Origin of the sequence: Streptomyces sp. H27-D2 (genome assembly GCF_035828615.1) — a bacterium.
Taxonomy (GTDB): Bacteria; Actinomycetota; Actinomycetes; order Streptomycetales; family Streptomycetaceae; genus Streptomyces.
On the sequence record NZ_JAYMZR010000084.1, the window covers coordinates 19053 to 33899 of the forward strand.

General features: G+C 71.1%; 6 protein-coding genes and 1 pseudogene. All 7 read right to left on the reverse strand.

The features are described 5' to 3' along the window. Positions 1-182: 182 nt before the first annotated feature. Positions 183-1811 (reverse strand): M4 family metallopeptidase, encoded by a 1629-nt coding sequence (locus QMK28_RS26360; protein WP_326442087.1) that lies wholly within the window; start codon positions 1809-1811, stop codon positions 183-185. 250 nt (positions 1812-2061) lie between these two features. After that, positions 2062-4338, reverse strand: a complete 2277-nt coding sequence (locus tag QMK28_RS26365; protein ID WP_326442088.1) for a M4 family metallopeptidase — start codon at positions 4336-4338, stop codon at positions 2062-2064. A gap of 405 nt (positions 4339-4743) precedes the next feature. Beyond that, complete coding sequence (locus QMK28_RS26370; protein ID WP_326442089.1) at positions 4744-7035, reverse strand: M4 family metallopeptidase; 2292 nt, start codon at positions 7033-7035, stop codon at positions 4744-4746. 404 nt (positions 7036-7439) lie between these two features. Beyond that, the gene (locus QMK28_RS26375; protein ID WP_326442090.1) at positions 7440-8342 is read right to left on the reverse strand and encodes a putative protein N(5)-glutamine methyltransferase; all 903 of its coding nucleotides are present in this window, start codon (positions 8340-8342) and stop codon (positions 7440-7442) included. A gap of 293 nt (positions 8343-8635) precedes the next feature. Continuing rightward, positions 8636-10573 carry an ABC transporter ATP-binding protein gene (locus QMK28_RS26380; RefSeq protein ID WP_326442091.1) on the reverse strand — a complete coding sequence of 646 codons (1938 nt, stop codon included), beginning with the start codon at positions 10571-10573 and terminating at the stop codon, positions 8636-8638. Next, complete coding sequence (locus QMK28_RS26385; RefSeq protein ID WP_326442092.1) at positions 10570-12531, reverse strand: ABC transporter ATP-binding protein; 1962 nt, start codon at positions 12529-12531, stop codon at positions 10570-10572. The genes QMK28_RS26380 and QMK28_RS26385 overlap by 4 nt, the downstream gene beginning before the upstream one ends. Before the next feature lie 135 nt (positions 12532-12666). Further along, a pseudogene (gene glgX / locus QMK28_RS26390) lies at positions 12667-14835 on the reverse strand (glycogen debranching protein GlgX); the annotation flags it as partial. Positions 14836-14847: the final 12 nt, after the last annotated feature.

Genomic DNA, 14847 nt, shown 5'->3' on the forward strand with positions numbered 1-14847 from the left:
GGCCGGCCGAGTGCGCCGCTGGGCGCGCACAGCGGTGGGCGGTGTCCGAGGGATAAGCGGGAGCCTCGGACACCGCCCGGTCAAGCGGGGTGGTGCGGTTTCGCTCTGGAACTGCCGATGGGAACTGTGGAACTTTTGTAGAGCTGCCGAACTTTTGCAGAGCTGCCGAGAACGGCTGCCGGCTACTTCTTGACGGCGATGCCGGCCCAGGCGGCGTCGACGCCCTTGTACTCGGCGCTGTCCGCTCCGTACAGGTCGGTGGCCGCCTTCAGTGTCGCCTCACGGGCGGCGTGGAAGTCGGTCGTCGTCGTCATGTAGGTGGTCAGCGCCTTGAACCAGACCTTCTCGGCCTTGGCCCGGCCGATGCCCTCGACCTTGGCGCCGTCGGCGGTCGGGCTGTCGTACTTGACGCCGTTGATCTCCTTGGCCCCGCTGCCTTCGGACATCAGGTAGAAGACATGGTTGGCCGGACCCGAGGAGTAGTGGACGTCGAGGTCGCCGAGACCCTCGAACCAGTCGTCCTTCGACTGGCCGTCCTTGCTCGGCTTGTCCATGTAGCGCAGCGGGGTGCCGTCGCCGTTGATGTCGATCTTCTCGCCGACCATGTAGTCGCCGACGTCCTCCGCGTTGTCCGCGTTGAACTCGACACCGGCGGCGAAGATGTCCGAGGTGGCCTCGTTGAGGCCGCCGGACTCACCGCTGTACTCCAGTCCGGCCGTGGCGGAGGTGACGCCGTGCGTCATCTCGTGGGCCGCGACGTCGATGGAGGTGAGCGGCGCGGCGTTGGCGGTGCCGTCGCCGTACGTCATGCAGAAGCAGCTGTCGTCCCAGAAGGCGTTGACGTAGGCGTCGCCGTAGTGGACGCGCGAGGAAGCGCCCTTGCCGTCGCCCTTGATGCCGCTGCGGCCGTGCACGGTCTTGTAGTAGTCCCAGGTGAGCGCCGCGCCGTAGGCCGCGTCGACGCCCGCTGTCTGCGCGTCGGCCGGCTTGCCGGTGCCCCAGGCGTCGTCGGCGTCGGTGAAGAGCTTGCCCTCGCCCGACTCCTTGTTCTCCAGGTTGCTGGTGGCGTGGTTGCCGCGCTCGTAGTCCTTCAGGGAGAACTCGGAGCCGGACTTGGTGGTGCCGAGGTCGACCTTGCCGCTGTACTGGCTCTGGCCGGTGCCGGTCTCGATGGCCTGGTGCTCGTACAGCTTCTTGCCGGTCTTGGCGTCCGTGATGACGTGCAGCTTGCTGGGCGTGCCGTCCTTCTGGAAGCCGCCGACGACGGTCTCCCAGGCGAGGGTCGGCTTGCCTTCCGCGGCCCAGATGACCTTGCGGGGAGCCGCCGGGGCGTCGGCCTTCTTGCCCTCGGACCGCTTGGCGGTCTTGAGCGCCGACTGTTTGGCCGCGGTGGGCGCGACGCTCGCCTTGGTGCCGGCGACCGCGATCTTCGCCTTGGTCGCCTTGGTGGCGCCCTTCGAGTCGCCGTTCTTGGCCTCGTGCACGACGAGGTCGCCGCCGAGGACCGGCAGACCGGCGTAGGTGCGCTCGTAACGAGTGTGCGTGGTCCCGTCGTTGTCCTTGATGACGTCGCGGACGACGAGCTTCTCCTTGGCGCCGAGGCCCAGCGTCCCGGCCGTGTCGGCCTTGGTCGCGTTGGCGTCGCGCAGCAATTCGGCGCGCTGCGAGCCGGAGAGCTTGGCGGCCATCGCGCCGGTGTCGGCGGACTGCGCGGCTCCCGCGGAGCCGGTGCCGATACCTGCGGCGAGCAGGCCTGCCGCGACGACGAAGCTGCCGGCGACGCGGGTGGTCCGTGATATGAGGGGGGTCACGCGAACTCCTTCTGCTGAACGTGGGGGGTTGAAGAGAAGCAGGAGGTGCGGGTGCGTTGTGCGGTGTGCGTGGGAAGAGTGACACTTCAAGCGCGGACATGTCACGGGTCTAGCCGCAAGTTGACCAAATTTTGTCCGTTGGGAAACGATCCGGGTCCGAATAACGAACCCGGGCGCTGTGCCGGGGAGTTGGACTCCCCGGGCACAACGCCCGGATCGCGCGGTTTGGCTCAGCTCGTGATCAGAAGGATCAGAAGGTGAGCTTCACGCTGTTGATGTAGCCGGTGTCCTGCGCGTAGACGTCCTGGACCCGCAGCTTCCAGGTGCCGTTGGCGACCTCCGAGGAGGCGTTCACGGTGTAGGTCGTCTGCACGTTGTCGGCCGAGTCGCTCGCGCTGGAGTTCTTCAGCCGGTACGCGGTGCCGTCCGGGGCGATCAGGTCGACGACCAGGTCACCGCGGTAGGTGTGGATGATGTCCACGCCGACCTTCAGGGTGCTGGGCGCGTTGCCCGTACGGCCGCTGACCACGACCGAGGAGGTGACCGCCGCGCCGACGTCCGGTATGGCGACGTCGTTGGTGTTCTCGAAGACGTTGCCGCCGCCGGTGGTGTTGACGGTCCACTTGAAGGCCGCGGTGCCGGTCTTATTGGCCGAGTCGGTGACCGTGACCGTCACATTGCTGGTGCCGGTGGCGGTCGGGGTGCCGGAGATCAGGCCGTTGGAGGCGTTGATCGACAGACCGGCGGGCAGCCCCGCGGCCGCGTAGTTGAGCGCGCCCGCGTTGCTGCTGCTGGCCTTGATCTGCAGGCTGGCGGGCTGGTTGACGATGCTCGTCTGGTCGCCGGGGGCGGTGACGGTGACGCCGTCGGAGACCCGGGCGCCCACGTTCACGCCGGCCCAGGCGTTGGCCACCGCGTTGTACGAGGCGCTGCCCGAGCCGAACAGGTCGGCGGCGGCCTGCAGGGTCGCGGTGCGCGCTCCCGCGTAGTTGGTGTTGGCGCTCATGCGCTCGGTGAGCGCCTTGAACCACACCTTCTCGGCGTTGGCCCGGCCGATGCCGGTGACGGGGAGGCCGTCGGAGGTCGGGCTGTCGTAGCTGACGCCGTTGATGACCTTCTGGCCGCTGCCCTCGGAGAGCAGGTAGAAGAAGTGGTTGGCGACACCCGAGGAGTAGTGGACGTCGACCCCGCCGATGCCGGAGTACCAGTAGTCCTTGGACGCGCCGTCCTTGCTCGGCTTGTCCATGTAGCGCAGCGGGGTGCCGTTGCCGTTGATGTCGATCTTCTCGCCGACCAGGTAGTCGCCGACGTCCTGCGCGTTGTTCGCGTTGAACTCGACGGCCGCCGCGAAGATGTCCGAGGTGCCCTCGTTGAGGCCGCCGGACTCACCGCTGTAGACGAGCTTGGCGGTGGCCGCGGTGACGCCGTGCGTCATCTCATGCGCGGCCACGTCGATCGAGGTGAGCGGCTTGGAGTTGCCGGAGCCGTCGCCGTACGTCATGCAGAAGCAGCTGTCGTCCCAGAACGCGTTCACGTAGTTGTTGCCGTAGTGGACGCGGGAGTACGCGCCGACGCCGTCACCGCGGATGCCGCTGCGGCCGTGCACGTTCTTGTAGTAGTCCCAGGTGAGGGCCGCGCCGTAGTGCGCGTCAACGCCCGCGGTCTGGATGTTGCTCGGCAGGCTGTTGCCCCAGACGTCGTCGGGGTCGGTGAACAGCGTGCCGGTGCCGGAGCTGCCGTGGTTGAGGTTGTACGTCTTGTGGTTGCCGCGGCCGGTGTCGGTCAGCGTGTACGAGGGGGCGGTGCCGAGGGTGACCTGGCCGCTGTACTGGCTGTTGCCGGTGCCGTTCTCGATGCCCTGGTACTCGTGCAGCGTCTTGCCGGTCGTGGCGTCGGTGATGACATGCAGCTCGTTGGGGGTGCCGTCCTTCTGGAGGCCCCCGACGACGGTCTCCCAGGCCAGCACGGGCTTGCCCTGGGCCGCCCAGATCACCTTGCGCGGGGCCTTGGCGGCGTCCGCCTTCTTCGACCCGTCGGCCTTGGCGGCCTTGAGCGCCGTCTTCTCGGCGCTCGCGGCGGGCTTGTCGGCGGAGGTGTCCGAGACCTTGATGGTGGCCTTGGTCCCCTTGGTGACGCCTTCGGCGGCGCCGCTCTTCGACTCGTGCACCACGAGGTCGCCGCCGAGGACGGGCAGTCCCCCGTAGGTCCGCTCGTAGCGGGTGTGGGTGGAGCCGTCGACGTTCTTGACGACGTCGCGGACGACGAGCTTCTCCTTGGCGCCCAGACTCAGGCTCTTGGCGGTGCCGGCCTTCGTCGCGTTGGCCTCGCGGATCAACTCCGCGCGCTGGGCGGGCGACAACTTGGCCGGGAGGGCTCCCGGGTCGGGCTTGGCGTACGCCTTGGCGCTGCTGGCCGCACCGTCCGGCTGGGCGGTGGCGGTGCCTGCTTGTACGCCTACGGCGAGCATCGCGGTCACGGCGACGAGTGCGCCGGTGGCTACGGCACGCCGCTGGGGGGTGGGTCTCACGCTGGCTCCTTCTGCGGTGGCCGCTGGGTGGCGGCCAAGGAAGACCGGTCGGCTGGGTGGCCGGCCGGGCAGATCACGGCAGAACAAGTGGTGTGTGTGGGGGGAGTTTTACGGTGGGGCTGAGCTGTGGCACTGAGCGGTGGCACTGGTCGGCACGGCGCAGCGGTGGGGCTGTGGGGGTGCGGCGCTTCAGCCGAGGGAAGAGTGCCACCGGCAGGGGGTGTGTGTCAGGAGCGCGTCAATAAGTTGGCCGGAAACTGTCCGTTGACCAAAGTCCGCTGTTCGTATATCGGGGAAATGGGTCGGGCGCTGTCCGGGGGGTCAGCCCCCGGACGGCCGGCCGCGGTGGGCCGACCGGTCTCGGCGGAGGCCGGCCGGCCTCGGCGGAACGGTGGGTCGGATCGGTCAGAAGGTCAGCCGCCAGTTGTTCAGCGTGCCGATGTCCAGCGGGCCCTCGTCCTTGACCCGGAGCTGCCAGGTGCCCTTCGCGGCCTCGGAGACGGCGTTGACGGAGTAGGTCTCCTTGACGTTCGGCGCCGGGTCGGCGGAGGAGGCCTTGAGCGGGTAGACGGTCCCGTCCGGGGCGATCAGGTCGATCGCCAGGTCACCGCGGTAGGTGTGGGTGATGTCCACGCCGACCTTGAGCGCGGTCGGCGCGCTGCCCTCGACGCCCTCGACGGTGACCGGCGAGGTGATCGCCGCGCCGCCCGCGTCCGGAATGGCGACCGGGGTGGTGTTCTCGAAGAACTTGCCGGTGAGCGCCGGGCCGACGGTCCACTTGAACTCGGTGCTGGCGCTCTTGCCCTTGACGTCCTTGACGGTGACCTTCACCGCGGACGTCTGCTCCTTCTTGGGGGTACCGGAGATCAGACCGGTGTAGGCGTTGATCCGCAGCCCCTCCGGCAGCCCGGTGGCCCGGTAGTCCAGTCCGCCCGGGTTACTGCTGGCGGCCTGGATCTGCAGGCTGGCGGCGGTGTTCTTGGAGGCGAGCTGGTCGCCCGGCGCGATGATGTCCACGCCGTCCACGATCGGACGGCCGACGTTCACCCCGGCCCAGGCGTTGGCCACCTCGACGTAGCTGGGGCTGTTCTGCCCGAACAGCTCGGCGGCGGCGGTCAGCGTCGCCCGGCGGGCGTCCGCGAAGTCGGTCGTGGACGTCATCTGCTCGGTGAGCGCCTTGAACCACACCTGCTCGGCGTTGGCCCGGCCGATGCCCTTGACCAACAGGTTGCCCTGCGTCGGGCTGTTGTACGAGACGCCGTTGATCACCTTCGCGCCGCTGCCCTCGGACAGCAGGTAGAAGAAGTGGTTGGCGATGCCGGACGAGTAGTGCACGTCCACATTGCCGACGCCGTCGTACCAGTAGTCCTTGGACCCGCCGTCCTTGCTCGGCTCGTCCATGTAACGCAGCGGCGTGCCGTCGCCGTTGATGTCGATCTTCTCGCCGACCATGTAGTCGCCGACGTCCTGCGCGTTGTCGGCGTTGAACTCGACTGCCGCCGCGAAGATGTCGGAGGTCGCCTCGTTCAGGCCGCCGGACTCACCCGCGTAGATGAGGTTGGCGGTGGCCGCGGTGACGCCGTGCGTCATCTCGTGAGCCGCGACGTCGATCGAGGTGAGCGGCTTGGCGTCGCCCTCGCCGTCGCCGTACGTCATGCAGAAGCAGTCGTCCGACCAGAAGGCGTTGACGTAGTTGTTGCCGTAGTGGACACGGGAGTACGCGCCGACGCCGTCGCCCTTGATGCCGGTGCGACCGTGGATGTTCTTGTAGTAGTCCCAGGTCAGCCCGGCCCCGTAGGCCGCGTCCACGCCCGCGGTCTGCGCGTTGGCGGGGGTGCCGTCGCCCCAGAGGTCGTCGGGGTCGGTGAACAGCGTGCCGGTGCCGGCGCCGCCGTGATTGAGGTCGTACGTCTTGTGGTCGCCCCGCCCGTAGTCCGTGAGGGACCAGGTGTCACCGGTCTGCGTGGTGCCCAGGTTGACCTGGCCGCTGTACTGGCTCTCGCCGGTGCCGCCCTTGACGCCCTGGAACCGCGTGAGGACCTTGCCGGAGCGCGCGTCGTTGACGACGTGCAGCTCGCTCGGTGTGCCGTCCTTCTGGAGGCCGCCGACGACGGTCTCCCAGGCCAGCACCGAGAGGCCCTTGCCGGCCCAGATCACCTTGCGCGGGGCCTTGGACGCGACGGTCTTCTTCGCGCCCTCCGCCTTGGCCGCCTTGAGAGCGTTCGACTTGGCGGTGCCCGCGGCCACCTCGGCCGTGGTGCCGGCGACCTTGATCTTCTTCTTGGTCGCCTTCGAAGCGCCGAGGTAGGCACCGCTCTTGGCCTCGTGGACGACGAGGTCGCCGCCGATGACCGGCAGACCTCCGTAGGTCCGCTCGTAGCGGGTGTGCGTGGTGCCGTCGGCGTTCTTGATCACATCGCGGACGACGAGCTTCTCCTTGGCGCCGAGGCCGAGGGAGTCGGCGGTGTCCGCCTTCGTCGCGTTGGCCTCCCGCAGCAGTTCGGCCCGCTGTGAGGGGGAGAGTTTGGCCGGCAGCGCGCCGGGATCGGGCTTCGACTTGGCGGACGCCTTGGCACCCTGCCCGGAGTCGTCGGGCTGGGCGCTGGCGGTGCCGGTCTGCACGCCTACGGCGAGCATGGCTGACGCTGCGACGAGTGCGCCGGTGGCTATGGCGCGGCGGTGGGTGGTGCTTCTCACGCGAACTCCCTCTGCGGTGACCGCGGGTGGCGCGGACAGTCGGTACCGGACGGCGGGTCATGCCGGTCCAGGCAGAACAAGTGGGGCGTGTGGGGGGGGGCGCCGTGGGGGCGTGGGGCGGGTGTCCGCTGGGAACTGCCGCGACTGGTGCGTCAGTTCGCGACGGACGGGGGGAAGACTGCCATTGAAGACGAGAGCGTGTCAGGAGTGCCTCGGTACATTGACCGGAAAGTGTCCGTTGCGCGTCAGTGCCCTTCCGTAATACGGACGGTCGTCATACGGAGGGTCGCCAACGGACGGTCGTCATACGGAGGGTCGTCATACGGGCGGTCGGGTGATCCGGCCCGGCTCGGGGCCACGGGCGCTCGCCGCGCCGGCCCCGAGCCGAGCCGGGTGGGGCGGGGTCACTCGGAGGCGGCTCCCCCGTTCCCGGACGCGGGCCGGGTGCCGATGCCGACCGTGGCGTACAGCTCCTCGGACTCGACCACGCGCGGGATCAGCCCGTTGCGGGCGAAGACCTCGGCGGTCCGCGCCGCTTGGCGCTCGCTCGTCTCGACCAGTAGGTGGCCGCCGGGCGCGAGCCACCGCGGCGCGGCGGCGGCCACCCGCCGCTGCACGTCGAGCCCGTCCGCACCGCCGTCGAGCGCCACCCGCGCCTCATGGACGCGGGCTTCGGGCGGCAGCAGCCCTATCGCCTCGGTGGGTACGTAGGGCGCGTTGGCGACCAGCACGTCGACGCGGCCCCGCAGGGTCGCGGGCAGCGGCGCGTAGAGGTCGCCCTCGTACACCCGGCCGCCCGCGGTGACGACGTTGCGGCGGGCGCACCGCACCGCGGCGGGATCGATGTCCACGGCGTGCAACTCGACCCGTTCCAGGGCCGCGCTCAGCGCGGCGCCCACCGCGCCGGAGCCGCAGCACAGGTCGACGACGAGGGGGCGGTGTGGCTGGGGTGTGCTGTGTTCGGGCCGGTCGGGCTGACCGGGCCGACCGGTCCGGCCCGTCCGACGGACGGTGGCGGCGGCCCGGCGGGCGAGGGTCGCGGCCTGCCGGACGAGGAACTCGGTACGGCGGCGGGGGACGAACACTCCGGGGTCGACGGCCACCCGCAGACCGCAGAACTCCGCCCAGCCCAGGACGTGTTCGAGGGGCAGCCCGACGGCGCGCCGGTCGGCCATGGCGGTGAGCTGGGCGGGGGTCCGCGCGGTGGAGGTGAGCAGCCGCGCCTCGTCCTCGGCGAAGACACAGCCGGCGGCGCGAAGCCTGGTGACGATGGCGGACGTGGGCAGCGGGGATGGAGAAACCGACATGGAAGCCTTCCGGGATACCGAAGGGCGCCCTCCCGGTCGGCTACGTCAAGTGGACCGCATGGCCGCGAGATGAGAGCACCCAGCCTGATACAGCGGTAATGGGTCCCACCTCCTCGGTAGCTTCGCTACTTGCGACGGCAACACTACCCGAGCCGCCTGCCGATGCGACGCGGACACGTCACGATGAGCCGGAAGCAGCAGCCGTGAGCCGGAAATACCGGCCGCGAGCCGGAAACAGCAGCCGCACCGCACGAGCCGGGACCCGGTGGCCGCCGCCGCAACGTGTCCGGGTATCAGACCAGGCTGTCCCGCCACTCCCGGTGGAGGTCGGCGAAGCGCCCGCGGTCCGTGATCAACTCGACGGGCGCGCCGTCCTCGACGACGCGTCCGTCCGCCATCACCAGCACCCGGTCGGCGATCTCCACCGTCGAGAGGCGGTGCGCGATGACCACGGCGGTGCGGCCGTGCAGCACCGTGTGCATGGCGTGCTGGACCGCCCGTTCGCCCGGGATGTCGAGCGAGGAGGTCGCCTCGTCCAGGATGAGGACGGCCGGGTCGGCGAGCAGCGCGCGGGCGAAGGCCACCAACTGACGCTGGCCGGCGGAAATCCGGCTGCCCCGCTTGCGCACGTCCGTGTCGTAGCCGTCCGGCAGCGCGGTGATGAACTCGTGCGCGCCGATCGCCCGGGTGGCCCGCTCGATCTCCTCGCGGGTGGCGTCGGGGCTGCCGATCGCGATGTTCTCGGCGACGGTGCCGGAGAAGAGGAAGGCCTCCTGCGTGACCATGACGATGCCCCGGCGCAGCTCGGCGGTGGAGAGTTCGCGCAGGTCCACGCCGTCGAGCAGGACCCGGCCGTCCGTCGGGTCGTAGAAGCGCGCGAGGAGTTTGGCGACCGTGGACTTGCCCGCGCCGGTCGAGCCGACGACGGCGACGGTCTGTCCGGCGGGGAGGGTGAGGCGCAAGCGCGGCAGCACCTCGCCGCCGGTGCGGTACGCGAAGCGCACCTCCTCGAAGACGACTTCGCGGCCCGGCTGCTCGGAGGCGAGGGCGGGCAGCGGGCGCGGGTCGGCCGGCTCGGGGACGGTCGGGCGCTGGGCGAGCAGCCCCGCGATCTTCTCCAGCGAGGCGGCGGCGGACTGGTAGGAGTTGAGGAACATCCCGAGCCGGTCGATCGGGTCGTACAGCCGCCGCAGATACAGCACCGCCGCCGCCAGCACGCCGAGCGCCAGGCCGCCGGACGCGACGCGGTACGCGCCCCACATCACGATCGCGGCGACCGCGGTGTTGGCGACCAGCCGGGACAGCAGCACATAGCGCGCCATCTCCAGTGTCACGTCGCCGTTGACCCGCGCGTGCTGCCCGTTGAGCCTGCCGAACGCCTCGTCGTTGACGCGCTCGCGGCGGAACGCCCGTACCGGACGGATGCCGTTCATCGTCTCGGCGAACTTCACGATGACGGCGGCGATCGCGGAGGACTTCCGGCGGTGCAGGCGCATCGAGCGCTGCCGGAAGGACCGTACGAGGAGATACAGCGGGCCGAAGGAGACGACGGCGGCGGCGCCCAGGCCCCAGTCCAGCCAGAGCAGCGTCACCGAGATGTAGACCATCGACAGCAGGACGCCGATCAGCTCCTGGAGCCCGTCCTCCAGCAGTTCGCGCAGCGACTCGACGTCGGTGGTGGCGCGGGAGATCAGCCGGCCCGAGGTGTAGCGCTCGTGGAAGTCGACGCTGAGCGCCTGGGCGTGCCGGAAGATCCGGCCCCGCAGGTCCAGCAGCGCGTCCTGGCTGACCTGGGCGGCGCCCCGTACGAAGACGAACTGCAGCGCTCCGGCGGCCACCGCGCAGCAGGCGTAGCCGATGGCGACGGCCCACAGCGGGCCGTAGTCGTGGGCGCGCAGCGCCGGTACGGCACGGTCGATGGCGTACGCGACGAGCAGCGGCCCGGCCTGCACGGCGGACTGTTGCAGCAGCAGGACCACGGTCGCGAACCAGAGGCGGGGGCGGTGCGGGCGCAGCAGGGAGGACAGCAGCCGGCGGGTCGCGCCGCCGGCCGAGGGGAGGTCGTCCCGGTCGAAGGGGTCGGTGGGGTCGGAGGGGGAGGTGGGCGCGGCCGGGTCGGCGGGCCAGGTGGGCGACTGGCCGGGCTCCCGCGCTCGCCCCTGCGGGGGAGTGCCGTCGTCGCCGCCGTCGTTGCCCTCCGCGCCGGGTCGGCCGGGGATGGTGGTGGTCATCGTGCGTCGCCTCCCTCGGCAGTGGTCGCTCCGGACATCAGCCGGGCGTACTCCGCGCTGTCGCGCAGCAGTTCGTGGTGGGTGCCGACGGCGGTGATCCGCCCGTCGGACAGCAGCGCGACCCGGTCGGCGAGCAGGACCGTGGACGGGCGGTGCGCCACCACCAGGGCGGTGGTGGTGGCCAGCACCTGGCGCAGGGCCGCCTCGACCAGTGCCTCGGTGTGCACGTCCAGTGCGGACAGCGGGTCGTCGAGCACCAGGAAGCGCGGGCTGCCGACCACGGCCCGCGCCAGCGCGAGCCGCTGGCGTTGCCCGCCGGACAGGCTCAGCCCCTGCTCGCCGACCTGGGTGTGCGCGCCGTGCGGCAGGGCGGCCACGAACTCGGCGGCCTGAGCCACCTCAAGGGCCCGTGCCAACTCGTCCTGCCGCCTCTGTTCCGGCTGTTGCGACCGCGCCTGTTCCAAGCCCATGAGGACGTTCTCGCCCGCGGTCGCTGAGAACAGCGTGGGCTCCTCGAAGGCGACTGCCACCAGTTCGCGCAGCCGCTCGCGGGGGAGCGTGGCGATGTCCGTGCCGTCCAGGGTGATCCGGCCGCGGGTCGCCTCGTGGAGGCGCGGAATCAGGGTGGTGAGCGTGGTCTTGCCGCTGCCGGTCGCGCCGACCAGCGCCATCGTCTCGCCGGTGCGGATGTGCAGATCGATGCCGCGCAGGGTGGCGGGGGCGTCGGCGGGGGCGTCGTGGTAGCGGAACTCGACGCCGTGGAAGCGCAGTCCGGAGCCGGCGTCCGGGGGATGGGCGGAGGCCGGGCGGCCTGCGGAGCCGGGCCTGTCGAACGCGGCGTCGGACGGAGCAGGAGATGGGGACGGGACGCCGGCGGGAGACGAGGCGGCGGGGGACGAGGCGGCGGGCGACGGGACGGCACCGGCGGCGGAGAAGGCACCGGGTGAGTCCGTCTCCTCCGGTTCGTCCATCACCTCGAAGAACCGGTCCGCCGCCGTCGCCGCCTCATTGCTCATCGCGAGCAGGAATCCGATCGACTCCACCGGCCACCGCAGCGCGAGCGCCGTGGACAGGAAGGCGACGAGGGTGCCTGCCGACAGCTCCCCGTCGGCGACCTGGACCGTGCCGAGCACCAGGGCGGCGCTGATCGCCAGCTCCGGGAGGGTCGTGATGACGGCCCAGATGCCGGCCAGCAGCCGCGCCTTGTGCAGTTCGGTGCCGCGCAGCTCGCGGGACCGGTCGCGGAAGGCGCGGGCCTGGCTGCGGTGTCTGCCGAAGCCCTTGATGATCCGGATGCCGAGCACGGCCTCCTCGACGACCGTCGTCAGGTCGCCCACCTGGTCCTGCGCCCTGCGGGCGGCGATCGAGTAGCGCGCCTCGAAGGCCGCGCACAAGATGATCAGCGGCAGCAGCGGACCCAGCAGCACCAGCCCCAGCGACCACTGCTGGATCAGCAGGATGATGACGCCCACCACGATGGTCGCGCCGTTGACCAGGAGGAACGTCAACGGGAAGGCGAGGAACTGGCGCAGCAGTTGCAGGTCGGTGGTGCCGCGAGAGAGCAACTGGCCGGACGACCAGCGGTCGTGGAAGGAGACTGGCAGCCGTTGCAGATGCCGGTAGAGGTCCTCGCGCATCGCGGCTTCCACCCCGGCGAGCGGACGCGCGACCAGCCGGCGCCGCAGCCCGAACAGCACCGCCTCGACGACCCCGAGGGCCAGCAGCAGCGCGCCGCCCAGCCACACCCCGGACGGCTCGCGGTGCGAGACCGGGCCGTCCACCATCCACTTGAGGACGAGCGGGATGACCAGGCCCACGCAGGACGCGGTGACGGCCACCAACGCCGCCGCGAACATCCGCCCCCGCACGGGCAGTACGTACGGCCACAGGCGCCGCAGCGACCGCACGGCCGAGCGCCCCTCCGGCTTCGCTTCCGGTACCTCCGCTGTCTCAACCATCGGAAGCGAGCCTACGGTCGGTCACTGACATCGCTCATCCGGTTTTCCGGGACCGCCCCCGTGCCGGGACGGCGCACGAGCGCCCCGCCATCCGCCTCCCGCGCCCCGCGCTCACCCCGCGCCGCGCGCCCGCCCTCACTCCCCGTTCGCCGCGCGTAGCAACAGCACGGACCGGGCGGGCACGGTGATCAGGCCGCCCCCTTGGTGCCGGGTCGCCGGGGCCTCGGCCTGGTCCTCGCGGCCGGTGTCGACGAGGAGTTCGTAGGCGTGGGCCCACGGCGGGCCGGGCAGCCTGAAGGAGGCGGGGCGGTGCGCGGCGTGCAGGATGGCCAGGAAGCTGTCGTCCACGACCGGCCCGCCCTGCGGATCGCGCTGCGGGATGTCGCGGCCGGAGAGGAACATGCCCAGCGTCGCGGCGGGCGCGTACCAGTCCCGTTCGGTCATCTCGGCGCCCTCCGCGGTGAACCAGGCGAGATCGCGCAGCCCGTCCGGCCCCTGCCGCCGGCCGGAGAAGAACGCCTTGCGGCGCAGCACCGGGTGCGCCCCGCGCAGCGCGAGCAGCCGGGCGGTCAGCTCGGCGGTCCCGCGCCAGGCCGGGTCCTCCAGCAGCGACCAGTCCACCCAGCTGATCTCGTTGTCCTGGCAGTACGCGTTGTTGTTGCCGCCCTGGGTACGCCCCAGCTCATCGCCCGCGACCAGCATCGGCACCCCGGTCGACAGCAGCAGGGTGGTGAGCATGTTGCGCAGCTGGCGGCGGCGCAGGGCGGTGATCTGCGGGTCGTCGCTCTCGCCCTCCGTGCCGCAGTTCCACGCCCGGTTGTCGTGGGTGCCGTCCCGGTTGCCCTCCCCGTTGGCCGCGTTGTGCTTGTTCTCGTACGTCACCAGGTCGCGCAGCGTGAAGCCGTCGTGCGCGGTGATGAAGTTGACGGAGGCGTACGGGCGTCTGCCGCCCCACGCGTAGAGGTCGCTGGAGCCGGAGAGCCGGTAGCCCAGGTCCCGTACGTCCGGCAGCGCGCCGCGCCAGAAGTCCCGTACGGCGTCCCGGTAGCGGTCGTTCCACTCGGTCCACAGCGGCGGGAAGGAGCCGACCTGGTAGCCGCCGGAGCCCACGTCCCACGGCTCCGCGATGAGCTTCACCCGGCGCAGCACCGGGTCCTGGGCGATGACGGCGAGGAACGGGGAGAGCATGTCGACGTCGTGCAGCGAGCGGGCCAGCGCGGAGGCCAGGTCGAAGCGGAAGCCGTCGACGCCCATCTCGGTCACCCAATAGCGCAGCGAGTCGGTGATCAGCCGCAGCACCTGGGGCCGCACCACGTCGAGGGTGTTCCCGCAGCCCGTGTAGTCGGTGTAGCGGCGCGGGTCCTGGGCCTGCCGGTAGTAGCCGCGGTTGTCGATGCCGCGCAGCGAGAGGGTGGGGCCCATCTCGCTCGCCTCCGCCGTGTGGTTGTAGACGACGTCGAGGATGACCTCGATGCCGGCCGCGTGCAGCGCCCGCACCATCGTCTTGAACTCGCCGACCTGCTCGCCCCGGGTGCCGGAGGCCGAGTAGCCGGCGTGCGGCGCGAAGTAGCCGATGGAGTTGTAGCCCCAGTAGTTGCGCAGGCCGCGCCGGAGCAGATGGTCCTCGTGCGCGAACTGGTGCACCGGCAGCAGCTCCACGGCGGTCACGCCGAGCCGGGTGAGGTGCGCGATCGCGGCCGGGTGGGCGAGTCCGGCGTAGGTGCCGCGCAGCCGCTCCGGGATATCGGGGTGGCGCATCGTGAAGCCGCGCACATGCAGTTCGTAGATGACCGAATCCGGCCAGGGCGTCTTGGGCCGGTAGTCGTCGGCCCACTCGTCGCCGGGGGTGTCGTCGTGCACCACCACGCCCTTGGGGACGTACGGCGCGGAGTCCCGGTCGTCGCGCACGGTGTCCGCGACGTGCTGCTGCGGCCAGTCCCGTACGTGCCCGTAGACCTCGGGCGGCAGCGTGAAGTCGCCGTCCACCGCGCGGGCGTACGGGTCCAGCAGCAGCTTCGCCGGATTCCAGCGCGCGCCCGACCAGGGGTCCCAGCGGCCGTGCACGCGGTAGCCGTAGCGCTGGCCCGGCTGGACGCCGGGGAGGAAGCCGTGCCAGATCTCGTGCGTCAGCTCGGGCAGCGGGCAGCGGGTCTCCGTGCCGTCCGCGTCGAACAGGCACACCTCGACGGCTTCCGCGCCGCCCGCCCACAGCGCGAAGTTGCAGCCCGCCACCCCGTCGGGACCGACCCGGTAGCGCGCCCCGAGGGGCTGCGGGCTGCCCGGCCACGCCTCGGCGTCGGGGGCGCGCTACCGGGT

What these genes read in the sequence shown, in the direction of transcription:
- QMK28_RS26375 (WP_326442090.1), bottom strand. Translation starts at nt 8,342, where the DNA reads ATGTCGGTTTCTCCATCCCCGCTGCCCACGTCCGCCATCGTCACCAGG.
- QMK28_RS26385 (WP_326442092.1), bottom strand. Translation starts at nt 12,531, where the DNA reads ATGGTTGAGACAGCGGAGGTACCGGAAGCGAAGCCGGAGGGGCGCTCG.
- QMK28_RS26380 (WP_326442091.1), bottom strand. Translation starts at nt 10,573, where the DNA reads ATGACCACCACCATCCCCGGCCGACCCGGCGCGGAGGGCAACGACGGC.